Annotated in this window: 14 protein-coding genes and 2 pseudogenes; 6 read left to right on the forward strand and 10 right to left on the reverse strand. The window is 44.7% G+C overall.

The features are described 5' to 3' along the window. Positions 1-44: 44 nt before the first annotated feature. A complete protein-coding gene (locus tag BW947_RS03940) occupies positions 45-1541 on the reverse strand; it encodes an aldehyde dehydrogenase (protein WP_076497015.1) in 1497 nt (498 codons plus the stop codon). A 281-nt stretch (positions 1542-1822) separates the two neighbouring features. Here BW947_RS03940 and aptA point away from each other — a divergent pair, with 281 nt between their 5' ends. The 4 genes from aptA (at position 1823) to BW947_RS03960 (ending at position 6051) form a co-directional block, all read left to right on the forward strand. Beyond that, positions 1823-3187, forward strand: coding sequence for an omega-aminotransferase AptA (gene aptA / locus BW947_RS03945; RefSeq protein ID WP_076497016.1), 1365 nt, complete (start codon positions 1823-1825; stop codon positions 3185-3187). A gap of 69 nt (positions 3188-3256) precedes the next feature. Continuing rightward, positions 3257-4747 (forward strand): CoA-acylating methylmalonate-semialdehyde dehydrogenase, encoded by a 1491-nt coding sequence (locus BW947_RS03950; RefSeq protein ID WP_076497017.1) that lies wholly within the window; start codon positions 3257-3259, stop codon positions 4745-4747. A 30-nt stretch (positions 4748-4777) separates the two neighbouring features. Then, complete coding sequence (locus tag BW947_RS03955) at positions 4778-5143, forward strand: cupin domain-containing protein (protein WP_076497018.1); 366 nt, start codon at positions 4778-4780, stop codon at positions 5141-5143. 185 nt (positions 5144-5328) lie between these two features. Next, complete coding sequence (locus tag BW947_RS03960) at positions 5329-6051, forward strand: TorF family putative porin (protein WP_076497019.1); 723 nt, start codon at positions 5329-5331, stop codon at positions 6049-6051. Positions 6052-6137: 86 nt separating this feature from the next. On the opposite strand, the gene nagP is transcribed toward BW947_RS03960, so the two are convergent. The 8 genes from nagP to BW947_RS04000 form a co-directional block, all read right to left on the reverse strand. Beyond that, positions 6138-7436, reverse strand: a complete 1299-nt coding sequence (nagP, locus tag BW947_RS03965; RefSeq protein ID WP_076497078.1) for an N-acetylglucosamine MFS transporter NagP — start codon at positions 7434-7436, stop codon at positions 6138-6140. A gap of 326 nt (positions 7437-7762) precedes the next feature. Further along, positions 7763-8917 carry a transmembrane glucosamine N-acetyltransferase NagX gene (nagX, locus tag BW947_RS03970; protein ID WP_076497020.1) on the reverse strand — a complete coding sequence of 385 codons (1155 nt, stop codon included), beginning with the start codon at positions 8915-8917 and terminating at the stop codon, positions 7763-7765. Positions 8918-9118: 201 nt separating this feature from the next. Beyond that, positions 9119-10255 (reverse strand): N-acetylglucosamine-6-phosphate deacetylase, encoded by a 1137-nt coding sequence (nagA, locus tag BW947_RS03975; protein WP_076497021.1) that lies wholly within the window; start codon positions 10253-10255, stop codon positions 9119-9121. A gap of 94 nt (positions 10256-10349) precedes the next feature. Then, positions 10350-11348: a glucosamine-6-phosphate deaminase NagB-II gene (nagB-II, locus tag BW947_RS03980; protein WP_076497022.1), complete on the reverse strand. Its 999-nt coding sequence runs from the start codon at positions 11346-11348 to the stop codon at positions 10350-10352. Positions 11349-11394: 46 nt separating this feature from the next. Then, positions 11395-12300, reverse strand: coding sequence for an N-acetylglucosamine kinase (gene nagK / locus BW947_RS03985; RefSeq protein WP_076497023.1), 906 nt, complete (start codon positions 12298-12300; stop codon positions 11395-11397). Between the two features lie 222 nt (positions 12301-12522). Then, positions 12523-15336 (reverse strand): family 20 glycosylhydrolase, encoded by a 2814-nt coding sequence (locus tag BW947_RS03990; protein ID WP_076497024.1) that lies wholly within the window; start codon positions 15334-15336, stop codon positions 12523-12525. Between the two features lie 28 nt (positions 15337-15364). Next, entirely contained in the window at positions 15365-16852 is a 1488-nt protein-coding gene (locus tag BW947_RS03995; RefSeq protein WP_076497025.1) for a methyl-accepting chemotaxis protein, read from the reverse strand. Beyond that, positions 16852-17895, reverse strand: coding sequence for a substrate-binding periplasmic protein (locus BW947_RS04000; RefSeq protein WP_076497026.1), 1044 nt, complete (start codon positions 17893-17895; stop codon positions 16852-16854). The genes BW947_RS03995 and BW947_RS04000 overlap by 1 nt, the downstream gene beginning before the upstream one ends. Positions 17896-18482: 587 nt before the next feature. Between BW947_RS04000 and BW947_RS18415 the strand changes: the two are divergent. Next, positions 18483-18759 (forward strand): annotated as a pseudogene (locus BW947_RS18415) (IS4 family transposase); the annotation flags it as partial. A 49-nt stretch (positions 18760-18808) separates the two neighbouring features. Here the strand turns inward: BW947_RS18415 and BW947_RS04005 are convergent. Then, a pseudogene (locus BW947_RS04005) lies at positions 18809-21458 on the reverse strand (TonB-dependent receptor). A 423-nt stretch (positions 21459-21881) separates the two neighbouring features. On the opposite strand from BW947_RS04005, the gene BW947_RS04010 reads away from it, so the two are divergent. Continuing rightward, positions 21882-22901 carry a LacI family DNA-binding transcriptional regulator gene (locus BW947_RS04010; RefSeq protein ID WP_076497027.1) on the forward strand — a complete coding sequence of 340 codons (1020 nt, stop codon included), beginning with the start codon at positions 21882-21884 and terminating at the stop codon, positions 22899-22901. Positions 22902-22914 lie beyond the last annotated feature (13 nt).

The following is a 22914-nucleotide window of genomic DNA, read 5'->3' on the forward strand; positions in this document are numbered from 1 at the left end:
ACAAAAAATATAGACAAAAAAGAGCAGTTATAAAAATAGTCCGCTTATAGCACGATCCAAGTCGCTTTCAGTTCAGTGTATTTGTCGAAGGAGTGTAGAGATTTATCTCGGCCATTACCTGACTGTTTATAGCCACCGAACGGCGCTGTCATGTCGCCACCATCGTAATGGTTGATCCACACCATGCCAGAACGCAGGGCTTTGGCGGTTTTATGGGCCTTACTAATATTTGAGGTCCACACACCTGCGGCTAAACCGTAGATAGTATCGTTGGCGATTGATATCGCTTCTTCCATACCATTAAATTCTATGACAGATAACACAGGGCCAAAAATCTCTTCGCTGGCAATTTTCATCTGATTATTTACATTAGAAAATACCGTTGGCTGCACATACACGCCGCCCGTGTCGGCCATAACTTGGCTGCCACCGTAGACTAGAGTTGCGCCTTCATCTTTACCCGCTTTGATGTAACTAAGCACAGTGTCTAACTGTTGTTTATCGACAACGGCGCCGCTCACTGTGGCAGGATCGAGTGGATGACCCGGATGCCATGAGGCTAGTTCCTCTGCAATAAGCGCAATAAGCTCATCTTTTACCCCTGATTCCACCAGCAAACGCGAACCCGCGGTGCAGACTTCACCTTGGTTAAAGGCAATCGCTTCAGCGGCGGCAACGGCTGCGGCTTTGAGATCTGGCGCGTCATTAAAGACAATATTAGGGCTCTTGCCTCCCGCCTCTAACCACACGCGTTTCATGTTCGACTCGCCTGCGTAAATCATTAATTGCTTAGCAATTTTTGTCGAACCTGTGAACACCAGCGTATCCACGTCCATATGCAGGGCTAAGGCTTTACCCACGGTGTGGCCAAATCCTGGCAGCACGTTTAATACGCCTTTAGGCATGCCTGCTTCTATGGCGAGTTGCGCCATACGAATAGCCGTTAAAGGTGATTTTTCAGAGGGTTTTAACACCACACTGTTACCCGTGGCTAGCGCAGGCCCTAATTTCCAGCAGGCCATCAGCATAGGGAAGTTCCACGGCACAATTGCTGCCACAACTCCCACCGGTTCACGGGTAATCATGCCGATTTCATTGTGGGCGGTTGGCGCGAGTTCATCGTAAATTTTATCTATCGCCTCGCCCGACCAACGAATGGCACGGGCAGCACCCACCACATCCACCGCCTTAGAGAAACGAATCGGCTTACCCATGTCGAGGGTTTCTAACAGGGCAAGTTCATTGGCATTTTCTTCGAGTAACTCGGCAAAACGTATCATGACCTTTTTGCGCTGCACAGGAGATTGCTGCGACCAAGCACCCGACTCAAATACGCTGCGGCCATTGGCAACCGCAAGGTTGGCATCGTCAACATCGCAACTCGCCACTTTTACCAACAAGCGGCCATCAATAGGACTAATACAATCAAAGGTGCTACCCGAAACGGCATCTTGGTATTCGCCATTGATAAAAGCCTTGCCATTAATAGACAGACTGGCAGCAAGAGTTTCCCATTCGCTACGTTTCTTTGGTGTGTTCATGATGACCCCTTAATAGTTCGTATAAGTGTGGTTTATCGTTTATCGACAAAAAATAGCCATCTGTGACAGACGAATTGCAAATGCTAAACAGCATCGCAGGCATAATTTCTGGCTTCAGGTTACGCTGTTTGAGCAATAAAATTCAATATTTTTTACAAAAATAGCATTTTAGCTACAAATAACTGCACACGACTATTCCATGTTCATTATTTCTGACATAGCATAGCAAATAATAGCCACCCAAAAGCCAGACCTAAAAAATACAGGAAAAGGTAAACACTATGGCCGATTTGCCACTCAATTCCTCAAATGATTTTTCCAGCAAGTCTTCACAAGAGATGCCCTCACTTGAAGCCCTGTGGATGCCTTTTACTGCCAACCGCCAATTTAAAGCCAACCCGCGCTTACTCGCCAAAGCAGAAGGCATGTATTACAAGGATATTGATGGCAATAAGATATTAGATGCCACCGCCGGTTTATGGTGCTGTAACGCGGGCCATGGGCGCAAAGAAATCAGCGAAGCTGTCAGCAAACAAATACACGAGATGGACTACGCGCCCTCCTTCCAAATGGGTCATCCTATTGCCTTTGAACTCGCCGAGCGTTTAGTTGAGCTAAGTCCAGATGGATTAAATAAAGTCTTTTTTACTAACTCAGGTTCTGAGTCGGTCGATACAGCGCTTAAGATGGCGCTGTGCTATCACAGAGCGAATGGTCAAGCCTCACGCACTCGCTTTATCGGCCGTGAAATGGGTTATCACGGTGTGGGTTTTGGCGGCATCTCTGTCGGTGGGTTAAGTAATAACCGCAAAGCCTTTAGCGGCCAATTGTTGCAAGGCGTTGATCGCTTACCCCACACCTTAGATATCCAAAATGCAGCATTTACCCGTGGACTCTCACACCTTGGCGCGGAAAAAGCCGAGGTATTAGAACAGCTTGTAACCTTACATGGCGCCGAGAATATTGCCGCCGTCATCGTTGAACCTATGTCGGGTTCTGCTGGAGTAATATTACCGCCCCAAGGTTACTTAAAACGTCTGCGTGAAATCACTAAAAAATACGGCATCCTACTGATTTTTGATGAAGTCATTACCGCTTTTGGCCGCGTTGGCGCCGCCTTTGCGAGTCAACGTTGGGGCGTGATCCCAGATATGATCACCACGGCTAAAGCCATCAATAACGGCGCTATCCCAATGGGCGCGGTGTTTGTGCAAGATTTTATCCACGACACCTGTATGCAAGGCCCCGCTGAACTGATTGAGTTTTTCCACGGCTATACCTATTCCGGTCATCCAGTGGCTGCAGCGGCGGCGCTTGCCACCCTATCAATTTATGAGAATGAGCAATTATTTGAGCGCAGTCTTGAGCTTGAGCACTACTTCGAGGACGCAGTGCACAGTCTCAAAGGCTTGCCGAATGTGATTGATATTCGCAACACAGGCTTAGTCGCTGGGATTCAATTTGCACCTAACGCTCAAGGCGCGGGCAAACGTGGCTACGGCGTGTTTGAGCATTGCTTCCGCCACGGCACATTGGTGCGAGCCACGGGCGATATTATTGCTATATCGCCGCCACTGATTGTCGATAAACGCGAGATTGACCAAATGGTTAACAGCCTAAGCGATGCGATTAATGCTGTTGGATAATAAAGCCAACCTCTTATTTCACTTTTACATTTAACACTGCGCTACAACAGCGAATATCAAAGGTTTACTATGCACACGATCACTCATTTTGTTAACGGTCAGCACACGCCTGCCAGCTTAAGAGTCCAAGATATTTTTGACCCCGCCACTGGCGAACATAGTAGCCAAGTCTCGCTCGCCAGCGAAGCGGAAGTCGGTGAAGCTATCGCTATCGCTAAAACCGCCTTTGAGACGTGGTCGCAGGTAACACCACTCAACCGTGCTCGCGTGCTATTTAAATTTAAAGCCTTAGTAGAGCTGCACATGGATGAAATGGCACAGCTTATCACCCGCGAGCACGGCAAAGTGTTGGATGATGCAAAGGGCGAGATCATTCGCGGTCTCGAAGTGGTCGAGTTTGCCTGTGGTATTCCGCACTTACTTAAAGGCGAGCACACCCAACAAGTGGGTGGCGGCGTAGATTCTTGGTCAGTGAATCAAGCTTTAGGTGTTGTCGCAGGCATAGCGCCCTTTAACTTCCCGGTGATGGTTCCCATGTGGATGTTCCCAATCGCAATTGCCTGCGGTAACACCTTTATTATGAAACCCTCGGAAAAAGACCCGAGCGCGGTGATGCGTATTGCGCAGTTACTTAAAGAAGCGGGCCTTCCCAATGGCGTGTTTAACGTGATTAACGGCGATAAAGAAGCCGTTGATAGCTTGCTCACCCATAAAGATGTGCAAGCGATAAGCTTTGTTGGCTCAACTCCAGTAGCCGAATACATCTACAGCACCGCCTCTAAATATGGCAAACGCGTGCAAGCCTTGGGCGGCGCAAAAAACCATATGCTACTCATGCCTGATGCAGACTTAGATCAAGCCGTGAGCGCCTTAATGGGCGCAGCTTACGGCAGTGCGGGCGAGCGTTGCATGGCGATTTCAGTCGTACTAGCAGTAGGTGATGTGGGCGATGCGTTAGTGGAAAAACTGCTACCGCAAATCCAAAGCTTAAAAGTCGGCAACGGCCTGACGCCAGAAATAGAAATGGGCCCACTTATCTCAAAACAACATCTTGCCAAAGTAACCCAATATGTTGAAGCAGGCGTGCAAGAAGGCGCAGCATTGCTGGTCGATGGCCGTAATTTGAGTGTTGCCAGCCATCAACAGGGCTATTTCCTCGGTGCCTGTTTATTCGATCACGTCACGCCAGAGATGAGCATTTATCGTGAAGAAATCTTTGGCCCAGTGCTCGCCATTATGCGCGTAAAAGATTACCCGACCGCACTTGAGCTGATTAACCAACATGAATTTGGTAATGGCACGGCCATTTTTACCCAAAGTGGTGAAGCGGCAAGGCATTTTTGCCACCACGTGCAAGTCGGTATGGTTGGGGTGAACGTACCGATTCCGGTGCCGATGGCATTCCACAGTTTTGGTGGTTGGAAACGTTCACTGTTTGGACCGCTGCATATGCATGGCCCCGATGGCGTGCGTTTTTACACTAAACGTAAAGCCATTACTGCGCGCTGGCCCGTAGGTAAACAGATTCAAACTGAGTTTGTTATGCCAACGATGAAATAGCCCAATGCCAGTTTAATAAGGAAATCACACATGACGGTGAGCATTAACGCCATTATTCGCTTTGCCACGGCACAAACGGCCGTCGAAAGTTATCAGCTACCGGCAGAAAAGTTGTTAGCGGGTAACCCAACTCAAGGGTTAGAGAATCATTATTCTAGCCCTTGCGATCAATTTCACAGTGGAGTTTGGCAAAGCGAATCAGGGGCTTGGAAAATAAACTATACTGAATACGAGTACTGCGAAATCCTCGAAGGGATAAGTGTTATTACTGATCTTCAGGGTCAATCACAGACTTTCACTGTGGGTGATAGGTTTATTATACCGGCAGGATTTGAAGGTATTTGGGAAGTCGTGGAGCCATGTCGTAAGATTTACGTTATTTTTGAGCAAAAGTGAGATCAACGAGGCTGATGTCAGCCTCAGTAGAACGGCTAAGTTATCTTAGCGATACTCGCCATGAGGTCGCAGCAATGGGTTTCCCTAAGCTGTTGTTTGGCAAATAAACGGATGTATTGACGCCATTAACTCACCTTGGCCGCCAGTAACACGTCCGAGTCAATAAAGAAAATGGGAGAAATACCGTGCATAACAATCTGAATAAAAAACGGCTGGCACAGCTGGTTGGGCTCGCGCTAACCACCACCCTATTCTCCGGCATTGCCGCCGCCGAAGTGACTGGGGAAATTGGTGTGACTAACGATTATCGTTTCCGCGGCATATCACAAACAGCAGGCGACCCAGCCCTGCAAGGGGGTATCGATTGGAGCTTCGACTCGGGTTTCTCTGTTGGTGCTTGGGCAAGTAACGTCGATTTTGATGAGCCAGGTTATAACGGCCCAGCTATCGAATACGATTTCTATGTTGCTTATGGCGGCGAAATCAACGAAGAGCTGACCTACGATATTACTCTTAACCGTTATAACTATTCCGGTGAGAGCGATATAGGCTACTTTGAAGTTACTGCGGGCATGGATTATAAAGGCTTTCGCGTTGCCTATTGGTTCACCAATGACTACAGCGGCACTGATTTAGACTATCACTACACCGAACTTAACTACTCTTATGGATTTGTTGAGAACTGGAGCCTCGATCTGCACTACGGTTATAATGCTGGCGAAGCGTTAGATGACGGTGAAGGTTTTGATAGTTACTCAGACTACTCTGTTGGTGTATCGACTGAACTAGCAGGCTTTGGACTTTCTTTAGCTTGGTTAGGCACTGATCTTAGCGGTGACCAAAAGGTCTCTGATGGTGTATATAAAACCTCGGATACAGTGCTTGCTAGCGTGAGTTACGCGTTTTAATTATCCAAATTTCTAAAGCACAACCTTGTTAACCCACTGAATAAAAAAGCCCTCATCATCGAGGGCTTTCCTTTTTACAATTCAGTTTACCAGCGACGCATTTTATGCCCTTTTACCGCGTAGAACAGAATGAACAAATAACAGGGTAACAACACCATGTAACCGCCTTGCATGCCCATGTCTGTCGCGGAGCTCATTAAGCCCCAAGACACAGGCCCAAAAGCGCCACCCGCAATCCCCATAATCAATAGTGCAGAACCGGTACTGGTTAATTTGCCCATGCCAGACAAGGCAAGTGGCCACACGGCGGGCCAAACTATTGCATTAGCTAAACCAAGAAAAGCAATCATCATCAAGGTGTCAGGTAGTGCCACGCCACCAAAAGGCACTAATACGATATTAGCAATGGCGTAGGAGTTATTGTCGCCCAATAAAATGCCACATGTCAGCACTAACCCTAAAATGGCCGAAATCATCAACGCCTTAGGTTGTGAAATAAAGCGCGGGATCAGTAAGATACCCAATGTGTAACCCAGCACCATACACAACATAGTATAAGAGGTCATCACGCCGTAATGTTCAACCCCGAGTGAGAGCGCAAAGGTGCCAATCGTGTCACCAGCAATCACTTCCACGGCCACATAAACAAATAGTGCCAACACACCGAAAGCTAAATTAGGGTGAGAAAGTGCCGCTTTAAGCTGACTTTTGTCAGTATGGTCAAGGCTTTCATCTTCATTAGATAACTCTGGTAATGGCGACTTTTTCACCATCAATGCCAAAATACCGATAAAAATGGCCATTCCTAAATACGGTAACACTAAGCCATCAGCCATTTCATCAATTTGAATTTGCGTAAGTTCAGTACCAATACGGTCTTTAAAGCTGTCTAAAATCAGTGCCGAGAATACTAAAGGTGCAATCACGCCCGCACCTTTGTTCAAAATACCCATCACGCTCACACGGGCTGCGGCAGACTCTTCAGGACCTAAACGCACCACATAAGGGTTAACCGCTGTTTGTAATAAGGTTTGGCCTGTACCCATCACCAATTGAGCAAATAGAAATAGACCAAAAATTTGCGTTTCTGCCGCAGGGATAAATAACAATCCCGCCAACATCATCACGCCCATTCCCAATGCCATGCCATTTTTATAACCGACTTTGCGAATAAGCCAGGCAGAAGGTAAAGCGGTGAATGTCACTGCGATATAAAAAGAAAATAAAATCAACGAAGCTTGGAAAGGATTAAGCTGCAATATTTGTTTTAAATACGGCATTAAAGAACCGTTCAACCACGTGGCGAATCCGAGGATGAAAAATAGAGCCGCTACAATGGCCATGGGGAGAAAGCTGCTTTTTTGCTGGCTTTTATCGAGTGTCATTTCCATAAACCTGCTTCTTATTAATAGTTAATTATTGAGGTGATCACGGGATTAAAATTAGTTCTAAGTTCCCGAATGTCCTTATCACGACTCGTTCACAATGATGAATGTTATAACTCAAAGACGTCATTGTTTCACCGATGTTAAAACAAATAACATAAAAAGACAACGCTGTCATTTGATAAAATTCCTAGAAAAGACAGAACTACTGCTAATTTGCTTTTAGCTCAACGCTAAGGCAGTTGCGGTGCAACGTTAAGAAACAATATAAAAAAACCGTAGGCACTCAGTGCCTACGGCTTATTTCCATCGATTAAGCGAATAACCTAAATTTTGACAAAAATATTGCGGCGATACATCCAATATAAAACTAGCCACTGCACCGCAAGTAAACTGATAACCGCAGCTAAGGATTGGCTATTTGCAGGCAAAGCAGCAACCACACCGCCAAACACACTTTGCGCGATATATTTCCAATCCACTAAGCTAGACGCTAAGTAAATAATAATGGCGTTAGTACCAATAACCACAAAGAAAAATGCCCATCTTTGCCACTTAAGTACGTCCACTAAGGCATAAAATATTGCCAATAAAATCATGCTCCAGCCTGAAGTCACTAGCACGAATGAACTGCTCCATAGGGCTTTGTTAACGGGAATAAGTATATCCAACAGCCAACCTACAGCTAAGCAGACACCGCCTGCTGCTGCGAGTAAACCGACTTTAGCCCACTCACCTTTAGGGTGGGATTTAACAATAAAGTGACCAACAAAAACGCCTGCTAAGGCATTGACTATGGCGGGGAGTGTTGACAATATTCCTTCAGGATCAGGCGTATAGCCTTGATAGCTTATGCCGGGTAATAAAATTGAATCAACATAGGCATTGATTGATTCCGTTGGCGAGAGCACGCCGGCCTGCCCACCTGGAAAGGGCAACCAAAGTTGCACTACGCCATAGCCAAGCAAAATGCCCAAGGCGACGATAATTTGGGTTCGTAAACTGGTGTGCCACACCAATAACGCCGCAAAAAACCAAGCAAAAGCGATTCGACCTAACACGCTGGCATAGCGGATTTTTTCGGGATCGGCAGGCACTCCAGTACCCCAACCATGATTATATAAAATACCCAGTAACAACAATAAAAATAGCCGCTTAATTGCATGGCGATATACAGGTAATCGCTCGTTCATGGGTAATTTATCTAAACGCTTGGGGGATAACCCTAAGGCGACACCGGAGAGGAAAATAAATAGCGGAAAAATTAAATCGTAAAATCGAAAGCCGTGCCATTGGCTATGGTGCATCTGTTCATCGCCCCATTGCCAGCCTGCCCAGCCGGTTAAAATCAGCAAGCCACCAAACAGCGCCTCACCACCTAAAATCCAAAACATATCGAAACCACGAAGTGCATCAAGAGACATCAGCCTAGGTTTGTTCACTTTCTTAGCCAAGGACTTGTTTGTTTGCATTATCTCCATACCATATCCTTTCTTATTGTTATTTATAGTTTTTCAAAGTTAGGCAAAAATTAGCACCCTCTACGATTAGTGTCAGACGATATGCCTGCTGCACCATTTAGTACGGCGCCTATATAGTGCTACATCATAAAAAACTTAGCCCCTGTCATCAAAATATGACAGGGGCTAATAGTTAAGTCTGATGTTTACTAGCTGCATAACTTAACAGCGAGCATAAACGGTCTGACCTGCAATATAGTTTGCCTGCACTTTATTTTGCGCATCAAGCAACACCAAATCGGCTCTGTGCCCCGATGCTAAACGGCCAGCCTTATGATCAATTCCGAGGAACTGTGCCGGATACAAGGCCGCCATTCTTAACGCTTCAGCTAACGGTAAACCTAATAAGTTCACTGTGTTATTTACTGCGCTTGCCATATCGAGCACACAACCTGCCAATTCACCTGTTATGGCATTTAACCTGTCACCAACTCTAAGCACTTGAATACCAAAGAGCTCAAAGCTCATTTCATCGTCCATGCCAACTGGCGGCATGGCATCGGTGACTAACATTATCTTGCCTCTAGGCTTGGCGCGCAGAGCAATCTTTGCCGCAGCAGGATGCACATGGTGACCATCGACAATTAACCCACACCAAACGGTTTCGCTCTCTATCGCCGCGCCAACCATGCCTGGCTCGCGGGAACCGAGTGGTGACATGGCGTTATAAAGGTGCGTAAAACCAGTGGCGCCTGCCGCTAATGCCGCAACAACCGTGTTGTAATCGGCATTAGAATGCCCCAAACACACCTTAACGCCTGAAGCAACAAGCGTACGAATAACCTCTGGCGACACATTCTCAGGCGCAAGCGTAACGACTTTTATCCCCAGATCTTGACGACAAAATACTGCAAGTTCAGCATCGGTGATGTCGCGAATAAAGCCCTGTGGATGCACTCCTTTTTTAGGTACAGATAAATGCGGCCCTTCAAAATGTACGCCTAAGACGCCAGCACTACCTTTTTGCAATGCCTCAGCAATAGCATCGGCTGCTTTTACCATCACACTAACGTCATCGGTAATTAAGGTAGGTAAAAATCCGGTCGTACCAAAACGTGCATGTGCTTTAGCAATCGTTTCAATACAGGCCACGCTAGGCTCGGCATTGAATAGTGCGCCGCCGCCACCATTAACTTGTACATCGATAAAGCCCGGCACCAATGTTCCGGCTTGGCGAATTTCTTTTGCACCTTTAACGGTATCAAAAGCCAGAATATGCCCGTCTTCAATCGTCACTGGCGCATCTTGGTGGAAATGTTCGCCATCAAAAATACGTTCAGCGATCAGGGTGATTTTCATCGCAAACCTCTTTCAATAAATAACGCGAGTGACTTGGTTAAGCCTATTCCTGCTAGGCTTAACCCCGTAAAACTCAATCTCATCAACGAGTCACTTAGAGTGTTTGGGTCACTTTTTTAAGACCCGCGGGTTGATCAGGATCGATACCGCGGGCAATCGCAACTGCGGCCACGTCGATATAAAAACGTTGTAATAACGCTAACGGTGCCACACGTGGATGAATGTCAGTCGAGGTTTGATTTAGATGCACTAAGTCGGCGCCGCGTTGGCTCACGTTTTCAATTTGTTCGATATGGCTCGCGTAGGATTCATCGCCAATACATACATCGACGATAGTAAGTTTTTTCTCAACTAAGGTCACGGGGCCGTGGAGGAACTCGGCGCTACTAAACGCTTCAGCATGGATTGAACACACTTCTTTTAACTTAAGCGCAATTTCCTTAGAGACCGCATAACCTAAACCACGGCCGAGTACGACTAAGTTTTTTACATCGGCAACAGATTCAGCCGTGAGCTGCGGCTCTGCGTCCACCGCTGTTTGCAGCGCTTGTGGTAAAGAACGTACCGCTTTGGCAAGTGATTCATTCTGCGTCCACGCAGCAGCAAGATGCAAAATAGCTGACAACGTCGCAAGATAACTTTTAGTAGCTGCAACGGCTTTTTCTTCGCCGGCACGTAAAGGTACAACTACGTCGACGATATCTTTAATCGGTGCAGTTTCATCATTGACTAAGGCAACACAAAAAGCACCGGCATTTTTTGCCATACGCGCTTGTGCCAAAATATCAGGGCTACGGCCAGATTGTGAAATCACAATCACTAACGCCCCGTCTAATTTTAACGTTTTACCATATACGCTCGCCACCGATGGTGCTGCGGCAAAGGTTGGTACACCGGTTTCAATTTCAAATAAATATTTAGCGAAAACACCCGCATGATCCGATGAACCACGGCCAACCATCATCACAAAACGAGGATTGAAAGCGCGCAGCTTTTCACCTAACTGCTGCATAATATCAACGTTAGCTTCTAACTGAGCCGCGATTTTTTGCGGTGCAGTGCGAGCTTCTTGTTCCATAATCGTGTTTGTCATGTTTTTACCTTCACGTTCAAATAGAGGATTGGGTTTCAGTAACTATTTATACTGATAACGATTTATTAAATTCTTGCTGGGCAAAATACATAGCGCCAAATTCGGGCGGGGCTAAGGTCTCTGAAATTTTGGCAACCACATCGGCACTAAGCCAAGCTTGTAACGGTTCAGCAAGACCGCCTATCATCGAAAATCGCACCGGATTGAGACTAAATAGTTTCCGTGCCATCTCACTAATGTAATCCGCGCCTTCTTGCACTATGGCTATCGCGACGGCATCACCGTCATTGGCACAATCAAGCACGTTTCTGGCTAATGCAGCGTAACAACTTGATGATTTTCCGGCTAAATTTTCAACAATACCGAGTGCGTCGGTGACGTTAAAGTAATTCAGTAGCATGTCGGTTAAGCTTGTCGATACGGCAAAGCCGTCGAGCGCCAGCAACACATGTTCAGCTGCCTTTAATCCAAGCCAAGCGCCACTGCCTTTATCGCCTAATGCAAAACCATAACCACCAATACTTAAACTGGTGTCATCAACATGGGAATAACCACAAGAACCAGTGCCAGTGATAATCACCGCGCCATCGGCACCACGATGGGCACCAATACAAGCGGTATGCAGATCGGTTGTGACATACATAGCCGCAAAAGGATGCTGCCAGTTGACAACATCTTGATATAACCGAGGTACATTGACGCCTGCAAGCCCTAGCCCTGCCACCAGCAAACGACTATCGCTTTCTTTCATACCGGCATCTAGCAATGCTAAACGAGTCGACTCCTCAATGGATTCAAATGTTTGAGCAAGACCATGCAGTGGATTCGCGCGGCCAGCTACACCAGTACCTAAAACGTTGCCGTCTACAGAATAGATAGTGGCTCGACATTTACTGCCGCCTCCATCTACACCGATAAACAGCGGTTGAACTTTTGTCTGGACTAACCCCATGACACCCCTCTCATCTATCAATGCTGCGCTATCGTTGCTGATTATATGCCGTTAATACCGCACTGAACTTTAGTTAACTCAATGTTACAACAGAAATGACAGCGTTGTCATTTGTTTTTTCATAACGTTTAAAACTCAATGTTAAGACTGAAAAAACGACCGACATAAAAATAAACAAAGCTGTATTTTATCGTTAAAATACAGCTTGGTATAAATATCGTTTTAATTAACGATTAAACTTCGGCCTTTACGAATACCATCGGCGGCAAGGGCGCGGATCTCAATCGGTGCAATAACCGCTTGTCCCGCTTGATAAGTTTGCCATTGGCCATTTAGGCTACGGTATTCAAGCTTTAGTCCTGGATACGCGATATTGGCAAACAGTTTTCCGTCACGGATCTCAGCGCCGACCGTCGGTACGCGATAATCGATACCGGCTTTATCTAGCTTAATAAACTCTTTATGCCCTAAGGTATTTGCCAGTTGTTGCCAGTCCTTTGCTTGCTCATTACGCATGGCTAACGTAAAAGCGCCTGAACTTTGGTTATAGAGCGCGCCTTGATATTGATAGGGAACTTCCCACGCGGCTTGATGCCAAGCACGCTCGGCCAACATCAATAAGCGAGGAAATATCATATATTCAGCGGTATCGTCACTGCGAACCGATTCACTCCAGAGTTGCCCTTGCAAGCCGCTAAATGATTTACCTTTCTCAATTGGACCCGATATTTTTTTACCTGTCTCATCGAGTTTGATGCGGTCATCTGCTTCAAATGGTTGATTTTGAATATCGGTCCATTGCTCCGCATTGGCGGCCAAATTATCTGGCATAAAGCTAAACACTTTATGGCTGTTAGTCGCACGGCCTGCCCAATAATAACCGTGCTCTTTGGGATCCGCCTCGTATGGAAAATCAAAATACAAGACTTCAGGATTGGATAACACCACATCCCAACCATAGTTAACTTGCCTATTCGCGTGTTCATAACCTTTATAGGCAATCACATCCCAAATATTAGACTGCACTTTAGCCGGCATGTTTTCAGGGCGAACATGGCTCATGCCATCGCTCCATCCCGCAACTTCAATGCCTTTAGCGGCAAGCATGGTAGAAATACGTTCGATAAAGTACGCACCTAATTCATCGACCGATTTAACGCCCTTATCATTTTGCGCAATAAACGCTAAGCATTGTGGTGATTGCTTCCACGCACCTGCAGTTTCATCGGCGCCAATATGGTAGCGAGTAAGTGGTTGTCCCGCGGCTTGGTGTAACTTGGCAATTTCATCAATCACTTTTTCAACAAAGTGATAAGTCGACTCCATACACACGTTAAGTGTATTGTCGTTGTAATACTGCACTGATGAATAGACCGTGGTGTCCTTGGGATCGGATAACAAATATTGCTCAGCTGCGGTGTTTTTCCCTTCTACTTGCAACTGGCGAGCGCCAGTATCTAAAGACTTCACCGCATTACTACTTGGCTTATCCACTGACGCGACCACTTGCACTTGAGTATTTGTAGTCCCCTCAACTTCCTGTGCCTGCAATTTACGAAAGCGCAATTCCATCGACTTAATCGCCGCGCGGCTGTGGCCCGGCATGTCCATCGATGGGATCACTTGAATTTGACGAGCTTCGGCATATTTCACTATGTTGATATAATCTTGTTTGCTATAAAACCCATTTACGCTAGCGTCAGCAAAAGGACCACTACCCAGTTGTGGTAGTAAACAGGTATTTTCTTCAAGATCATGACAACGTTTGCTGCCTATATCAGTCAGCTCTGGTAAACCGTCGATTTCAAGTCGCCAGCCTTCATCATCGGCCATGTGTAAATGCAGCTTATTGAGTTTGTAAGCTGCCATTTGGTCAAGTAAATCTAGGATCAGCTGTTTACTATGGAAGTTGCGCGCCACATCTATGTGCATACCACGAAACGGATAACGCGGACTATCTTCAATCGTCATGGCATTCACTTTCAGCGAATTCACATCCACAAGGCTTGCTAATGATGACAAACCGTAAGAGAAGCCCGCCGCATCATTGGCAGCGATCACAATTTCAGTTGGCTGAATATCTAAGCGATAACTGCCCTCATCCCCTTTTTGGCTGGCAAACTTCACCGTAATACCACTAGCAGATTCAGCCACACCAAGGCGGGCTAAACGCGCCAATGCTGCAGCGACTTGAGCCGGTTGATCTGGATTATCTTTTTGATATTCAAGCTTAATACCAGATGTCAGTGATACTGATGTATTGCTTGAATGAAGTTGTACTTTTTGTGGTGTAGGAATAATCGTATTTACTGCTAAGGCCGCATTTTCGCTTACGCTTTGGTTAGTGATAAACAGCTGCTTAGCATCCGCAGGCACTAACTTATCGGTTTCAGTACGGCGATACTGTTTCACCATGTCGGTATAGCTTTCGACATAAGGACGTAATTCTAATCTAGTTTCAGTATCCTGACTCACCTGGGTACTCGCTATGAGCACGGGGGCTAAATGCTCGGCGGCCAAGTAATAATTGGGCATGGCATCGGTTTCGGCCAATTGCCATAACTCACTACGGAATCTGAGTGTTTTTTTCACGCCTTGATTAAAGCCCGTAAAGGCAACCGTTGGTGCAATACGATAAAGATCGCCCTTTATGTGAGTGATGGTAAATTCATTACCTTCGATTGATTGCACCGGACGCATTTGGCTGAAGTAAATCGCCCAGTCGTGGCTGGTAAGATTGACTGCTGGAACAAAATCGATTTCAGCCACAAAGCAGCGGCCATCGGCGAGTGCTTTGTTACATTGCGCATCAGGAATATTCGTCACAACACGGTAAGTGACGGATAAGGTGTCACCCAATTGCTGTAATTGAGTTTGGGTTAATACCCCAGAAGCAGAAGCTACATCAGCCTCAGCTACAGGCGAGTTTTGCGCTTGTTTGAGTGCCTGATTTACTACCTGAGCATCTGGCGCATCTGAACACGCAGTCAAACCGAATGCGACAAGTATGGCGGTCGCGGCAAATGTTTTATTCATGATTATCCTTATCTAGCTCCAGAAATGGCTACAATCTGAAAGAAGTTACTAACGTCCGTAGTCTTTCCCCTTGATGAAACAGTCGCTCGCTCGAGTGCGCTAAGTGCTCGCTATCAAGTGAGGCAGAACCTGAGACACTAGCAAGATCATTTAACGTACGAGAAATGGCTTCAGTGACACAGGTTTGTTCCTGCGCCGCATGGGAAACTTCGATGTTCATATTACTGATATTAGAGACTAAACCCGTCACTTTACTGAGTACTAACTTAATATCTTCCGAGTGATTAACCCCCTCGGTAGAGAGCAATTGGCTTGCTTGCATCACAGTGACCGTTTCGGCCACTCGGCTCTGAACCTGCTGGATCATCTTCTGGATTTCACCGGTTGCATGTTGGGTTCGGCTCGCCAGTGTACGAACTTCGTCGGCAACCACAGCAAAACCACGCCCTTGCTCACCCGCTCTTGCTGCTTCAATAGCGGCATTTAGTGCCAGTAGATTGGTCTGTTCGGCAATGCTGTTGATGACGACAACGACTTCATCAATCTTTTTAGTTTCTTGCTGTAACTGTGAAACAGACAATGCAGATCGGGCTAATTCAGATGCCAGTTTGCGGGTAATATCTAACCCTAAGTCAAACTGACGCTGACTATCATCGACCGCTTTATCAGCCTGACTCGCCGCATCTGCGGTACGTTTCGCATTAGTCGCGACTTCGTTGGCACTTGCACTCAACTGAGTGACAGCCGTGACTGCAGCCTCGGTTTCTTTTAATTGAGTCTGCACACGTTCATTGTTGGTTTGCGACAGTGAGCCCAGCGCTTTAGCATCACCCAGCAATTGCCCCGAGGTTTCATGCACTCTAGAAATAGTGCCATGGATTTGCTCTACAAAACTATTAAATGCCTTGGCAAGCTGGCCTATTTCATCCTGACTCTGAACCGGCAGCCGGCGGCCTAAATCGCCATCACCGCTGGCAATGTCTTGCATAGCACGGACAATATTCTCCAGTGGATTAATCACTAAACGTTTAAGAATAATGAAGATAACAAGTAAACTCCCCCCGAGAATTAACAATGCTTGTAAGAAATAACCTAAGAGTAAATCTGATAGCTGAGCACGAATTGGCAACATAGAAAACTGAATGGCCAATTGGCCTGTTGGATTACCTTGATCTGCAAATTGAATTTCACGTTTCCTCAGGTATTTATCAGCCACAGTCTGAGCCTGTTGCCCCTCGGCTAACACTTTACCCCGATGGTCGCTGACGACAATATGATAAACCTGTGCAGATTTAAGCATCACGGATAATACGGCTTGGATTTGTTTATCATCATAGGTGAAAATGGGCTGCGCCATAGTTACCTGCAAACTTGCGACAGTATTTTGTTCAAACTCAGTTTCATTGGCAGCTAATTTATCACTCGCCAACCAGTACGATGCACCAAACAGCACGCCAACAATCATAAAAATTGCTACCGCTAAGCCAACCTGCACTTTTAAGGCTAATGTTTTCATTATTTTGTACCTTGCATACTAAAAAGATCTAACCACAATTCTTTGCGTTCTATAGGCGTTAACGGGCTTAAATCTGGCGTATCGAGACGGATAATGACGCGTTGTTCAAACTTAGCCTCACTGTACAGTTGCTCAATTTTCAGCTCGCGATTGAACATCTCATCGAAGGAACCATCGAGGATCATACTTTCAAGCCCAGCCAAAATAGCTGCAGCAAGTTCGGGACGCTTAGGAGAAACAAAGAAATAAGCTGGCGAGCGATATTGCAGCAGAATATGGCTATCGATTTTAAGTGCGGAATCGGGGTGACTTGCGAGCTCTTCGCCAACTTCCTGCGCACCCAAAGCAAGATAATCAAAACGCCCGCCTTCTAACATGGGGTATAAATTGGTGTACTGATAACTCGTTACCAAGGGGATTTTATTGGCTTCTAGAATCGAAGCATCGGGCCAATAACGATTTTGTCCTGCCTTTAACTGCTTAAAATCTGCCATAGTTTTCACATTGGCAAATCGTGCCTCATCTGATTTGCGGATAATAAGTAATCGATTACCGAGTAACCCTTTAAACAATGGAATACGCACGGGTAGCACTGTTTGTTCTAATTCTTTTGAAGTCATGCTCCAAAACACATCAACCGTCCCCGCCAAAGCCTCTTCGACTTTGCGTTTTTGATTCATTTGAGTCGACATTTGCTGCACTTGGTAAGTGCTATCGGAGCGGCGCAATGCTTCTTTAAGCAAATTTAACTGCCAAGTCTGCTGTATGGTTGTAACAATTGTTTTTGATACTGATGACTGAATGCTAGAAGCAGTTAACTGAGTAGAATCTGAGTTAGAGGCAACATAACTTGGGGTTGTGACGGCTGCCAGCACACTAAATGATGAAAGCGTTGAAAGCCCAGTCAATGCCGTAATAAAAAGTGACCAGTAAACTGTTCGTTTAATAATGGAGAGTTTGGTGGACAGTTCGATGACAAGCCCAATGACTCTCGTGATTTCCGTTGCCATGATTCGCATAGCAACGGTTAAATAAATCGCCATAAATTGCAGTCTCTTTTTATTATCTGGTTTTTACCAGTGAGTTTTATTTATCTATGTCGTTAATGTTCAATGCTGAGGTAAGCAGTTGAGTAATGCAGTAAAAAAACATGCTAAAAAAATGGCTAGGCACTGTTTTCAGTACCCAGCCAACGCTAGTTTCTGGGGGAGATACTATCAAAAATATAAAAAATAAAGGTATTACCAAGCTGTAATACTTTTATCAAAACATGATAAGGAGACCTCATCCTCGTCACGCAGACCTTACAAACAACGCTATCACACAAGCGAATGACAACGCTGTCATTGGTAAGTTACACAAAAACAAACATGATTGCTACACATTTTTGACAATTAAAGCGATTTATTAGCTAATTAATATTAATCAATGATGTACGTATAAACTCTAGCACTTCTATCTCCCATTAATGCTTGCTCTGTCAGCAATTGAAAGCGCAGAATTCTCACTTTTGCGCACTGCAGTAGCACACTCCGATTAGAATTAGATAAACGTTAATATTTAATATGATGTTCAATCACACCAAAAGAGCCAGAGCACGTTAGGTGACCAAATTCACTATGCTATTTCAAATCTCATCCGATATAAGATGTTACTGATAGCTAAAAGCTTGCCATCGGCCTATCCCTCTCAATTGAATCTCCGCAATACTGCGAGCCATATCATCTTTACACTGACACAGCTGCCATCACAAACGCAGGGCAATGTCCCAAGAGATATTAGGTATAGAACGAAATGTGCGGCAATTTAAGTTGGATGGTAAACGGGAAAGGGCTTATCCACGAGTCCTTAAAATAAGTAACAATAAGCACCCAGTTAGGCTAAAGAAAAATGCCGTTCACTGTTAAGTGAACGGCATTACTAGCAACGCTAGGCTTTTAATTTAACAAATTAAATTTAGAAACGTAATGCGATACCAACCTTGTAGCGAGCTTCACCGTCGAAGCTCCATACTGGATAATTATCTTTAAACTCACTGATAACGCCCTCGGCATCTACGGGTGATACGCCTTTCTGCACACTATCTTCTTCAAGTAAATTAACTACTTCAAACGTAAGAGCTAAATAGTCAGTTATGTTGTAGTTAGCACTTAAATCTAAGGTGCCATAGGCTTGATGTTCACGGTTACCATAGAAACCTGGTAATTCACGCATCATATATTCTGAACGCCAGTTATAAGCTACACGAGCAGAGAAATCATCCATTTCATAGTAGCTGACTAAGTTAACGGTATGCTTAGATGAGTCAGAGAATACACCCACACGATCAGGGTAGTTTTCTGCTGGTGAAGTTGCATCAGCAAATGTGTAGTTAACTGAATAGCCTAAACCATTATCGAATGAATCTTGTAACTGCAGTTCGATACCATCAATTGAACCACCGTTAGCATTATAGTTTTCACTGACAGTCCAGCAATCGTAAACGCCTACGCCACATGAACTGCCACCTGCAATCACTAAGCTAGGATCTTCAATACCGATTTGTTGATTCAAACTTTCTCTTGTAGAGATAAATGAACTGACATCTTTAATAAAGTAAGTCGCAGCGAATAAACCCTCACCACTAAAATACCATTCTAAGCTCACATCAGCTTGTGAGGCTTTAAAAGGTTGTAAGTTAACACTGCCAGTTACTTTCTTTTCGTTACCAGGTGTACCATCATTTAAACCAGGTAATTTAGACGTTGCGAATAAATCAGCATAGTTTGGACGTGAAATAACTTGAGATGCCGACGTTCTTAAAATTAAATCACTGGCAAGGTCAAATGCAATATTCACACTCGGCAACACATCGTTATAACTTGCTTTGTCAGTGCTTAAACCGTCTGCATAAGTGCCTGTTGGGCTAAATGCATAGTAGTCAGACTCAACATCAGTAGAAATATATCTTAAACCGAAGTTACCACGCACTCCTTCACCGGCGAATGTCGCCATGGTATACAGTGCCAAGTTTTTCTCTTGGAGTGTGCCATACCCAGACTTATCAAGAGTGAAACCATCAACCGCGGCATAAGCATCGTTGATCATATTGTCAAAAATAGGTTTAGGCAGTGTAAAACCTGCGCCAGATGACATGGTGCCTGAATAGTAGGCTGACGCATCTTTAGCTACTATGCCAGATGATTGTGCCGCTTCAGTGGTTTGAGAGACATCATGATCGGCATAACTAATACCTGATTTAATTGAGGTAATAACGCCAAATTCTACCGGGATAGTAATATCGAATGTAGCAAATGATTCTTCATCTGTATTTGGTTGCTTTTTTAAGCGCCCAACCTTGGGTATCTAACTGACCATTAAAATCACTAGCATCAAATGAGTTGTTGGCAATATTAATATCAATTACATCACCAGTAGCATCATAGATACCTGCAAAATCTTCAGGCTTACCAATAGATTGACCATAGTTAGCCGTCAGATCTGTTCCGCCTTCGGCTTTAGTTTTACCGATACGACCTTCTAACTTATAGGTATCAGCTTGATAGGCAAAGTCCAGATCAATGGTGTCAGAAGACATGCTAGCTTTACGAGCCCATGTTTGAGCAAAAGCAAATCCATCTTTACCAGTGTGTTCAACTAACGTACACACACCTGCCGCATTGGTCTTCAGACAAGTATTTTCACCTTGCTGAGTTGGGAACAAGAAAATAGAGGTGTTAGCATTGTTTGCATCAAGCTGAAGGCTCATTACATTCAAACCAAACTCAAGATTATCAGTTGGTCGATATTGGAATGCCGCGTTGATCGCTGTACGCTCACGATCTTGCTGGAATGTGGTAGGGACTATCTCTCCCCAACTGAGCAAAGACTCAATACCGTTACGCTGGTATTCAGTTTTATCTAGTGAACCAGCAATTAGAAAACCGAATTTTTCGTCTTCAGTTTTCCAGCTATATAAACCCGAAGTCTGTGGATCTATTTCTTCAGAAACCGTGCCATAGTCGCCTTTAGCGCTTAAGAACATAGAGTTTGCATCTAAATCTAGCGGTTTACGGGTTTTAACGATAACCGTACCACCAATACCACCTTCAGCAATATCAGCTTGAGACGATTTATAAACTTGAATACCACCGACCATTTCTGGTGGGAGTAAACTGTAGTTAAAACTACGGTCAATCGCTTGTTGATCAAACCATCCCGTAGAAGCTACTGAGTGACCGTTTAGTAACGTGCTAGTTAACTGACTAGAGGCGCCACGAATAGATACTTGCTGGCCTTGACCAAACTGACGATTTACCGCGACACCAGGAATTCGACCTAATGATTCACCAACGTCTCCATCAGGAAACTTACCAATATCTTCAGCCGTTACCGCATCAACGACAGCATCAGAAAAGCGCTTATCATTAACCGAAGCCTTCATTGAAGCTCGCATACCACGCACTTCAATTTTTTCTATATTTTCAGATGCAGCGACAGTGGCTGCGGCATCAGCAGTGACAGTTGTCGCAGCATCTGCAGCGACAGCGCTGATGGATACAGCACTGCCAAGTAAAATAGCAATATTTGTAGCTAATACACTTTTCTTAAAGGTTAATGGTCGCATCTTGTTTCCCTTCCATAACTTATTATCGTTTTAGTATTCATAACCATTCCCCAAGGAATGACAACGCTGTCATGTCTGGAGCAAACATTACACAATAATCAACACTCTTGCCACAACAAAATAACAGTAACCACAAAAAAATGTCGCCAACTTAAAATAATGATGACCATTAAAACGAAAAATGATTATAAAACAGATTGTTATGTCTAACGATGTAAACTTACAACTTATTGCATCGTTGTAACATTCACAAAAAACGCTAATTTGTAACAATTCAAGATTGCTAAGCACTATAAAAGCTCGCACTATAAGGGTATAAATAAAAAATACAGATAATAAATGTCAGCTTGTAAATGACGAGTGAAGGATTTCCGTTCATTAAGCAGCTAATACCTTCACGACCTTATAAAGAGTTTTACATCAATGAAAGTCACTATCAACGACGTAGCTAAACATGCAGGAGTGTCTATCAAGACGGTATCCCGTGTGACCAATAACGAACCTTCAGTAAAACAAGCCACCGTTGAGAAAGTGAATGAGGCAATAAAAGCACTCCATTACCAGCCAAATTTAGCAGCAAGAAATCTCGCAGGAAATAAATCCTATGCTATTGGTTTTATTTACGATAACCCGAATGCATATTACATTATTGACATGCAAAATGGGATTTTAGAGGCATGTAAGAGTAAAGGCTACGAACTGGTTATTCACCCTTGCAATGCAAAATCGGAGACGATTTGTGATGAGCTTACAGCGCTGGTCAAATACTCTAGGCTGGCAGGACTCGTACTAACTCCACCTCTTTCAGAAGATCCTAAAGTGCTTAAAGCACTGACAGAAATTGATGCTCATTATGTGCGGATCATCGCGGGGGAAAAAGATAATGACTCAAATGGACTCACTATTTTAGTCAATGACAAATTTGGTGCGATTGAAATAACTCAACACTTAATTGATTTAGGCCACAAACACATCGCATTTTTAAGCGGTGATTTACATCATAAATCAACCAAAGAGCGATTACTTGGTTTTAAACAAGCATTAACAAACAACGGCTTAAAATTGGATAAAAACTACATAATTGAAGGAAAGTATTCATTTGAGTCTGGTGTCGATGGTGCAAACCAATTAATTAAACAAAAAAATCGTCCCACTGCCATCGTAGCTTGTAATGATGAAATTGCCGCTGGTGCACTTTTTGCTGCCCGTTTGGCAGGTTTAGATATACCGACTGACTTATCCATTGTAGGTTTTGAAGATAGCCCATTCTCACGTCAAACTTGGCCAAAGTTAACTACTGTTCACCAGCCGAATGCTGAAATTGCTCAAGTTGCCACTGAGTTATTAATTGCCAAACGTCGCGAGCATAGTGCAACAAATTCTAAAACTTTTACCCCAGAACCTGTTATTCGTGATTCATCGACTATACCCAAACAAAAATAGAGAGCTATTGCTC

The sequence above is a fragment of the Shewanella morhuae genome, from assembly GCF_900156405.1.
Taxonomy (GTDB): Bacteria; Pseudomonadota; Gammaproteobacteria; order Enterobacterales; family Shewanellaceae; genus Shewanella; species Shewanella morhuae.

Bases quoted from the DNA above. Each gene is read 5' to 3' on its own strand.
- BW947_RS03950 (WP_076497017.1), top strand. From the start codon at position 3,257: ATGCACACGATCACTCATTTTGTTAACGGTCAGCACACGCCTGCCAGC.
- aptA (WP_076497016.1), top strand. From the start codon at position 1,823: ATGGCCGATTTGCCACTCAATTCCTCAAATGATTTTTCCAGCAAGTCT.
- BW947_RS03955 (WP_076497018.1), top strand. From the start codon at position 4,778: ATGACGGTGAGCATTAACGCCATTATTCGCTTTGCCACGGCACAAACG.
- BW947_RS03995 (WP_076497025.1), bottom strand. From the start codon at position 16,852: ATGAAAACATTAGCCTTAAAAGTGCAGGTTGGCTTAGCGGTAGCAATT.
- BW947_RS04000 (WP_076497026.1), bottom strand. From the start codon at position 17,895: ATGGCGATTTATTTAACCGTTGCTATGCGAATCATGGCAACGGAAATC.
- BW947_RS04010 (WP_076497027.1), top strand. From the start codon at position 21,882: ATGAAAGTCACTATCAACGACGTAGCTAAACATGCAGGAGTGTCTATC.
- nagA (WP_076497021.1), bottom strand. From the start codon at position 10,255: ATGAAAATCACCCTGATCGCTGAACGTATTTTTGATGGCGAACATTTC.
- nagK (WP_076497023.1), bottom strand. From the start codon at position 12,300: ATGGGGTTAGTCCAGACAAAAGTTCAACCGCTGTTTATCGGTGTAGAT.
- BW947_RS03990 (WP_076497024.1), bottom strand. From the start codon at position 15,336: ATGAATAAAACATTTGCCGCGACCGCCATACTTGTCGCATTCGGTTTG.
- BW947_RS03940 (WP_076497015.1), bottom strand. From the start codon at position 1,541: ATGAACACACCAAAGAAACGTAGCGAATGGGAAACTCTTGCTGCCAGT.
- nagB-II (WP_076497022.1), bottom strand. From the start codon at position 11,348: ATGACAAACACGATTATGGAACAAGAAGCTCGCACTGCACCGCAAAAA.
- nagP (WP_076497078.1), bottom strand. From the start codon at position 7,436: ATGACACTCGATAAAAGCCAGCAAAAAAGCAGCTTTCTCCCCATGGCC.
- nagX (WP_076497020.1), bottom strand. From the start codon at position 8,917: ATGGAGATAATGCAAACAAACAAGTCCTTGGCTAAGAAAGTGAACAAA.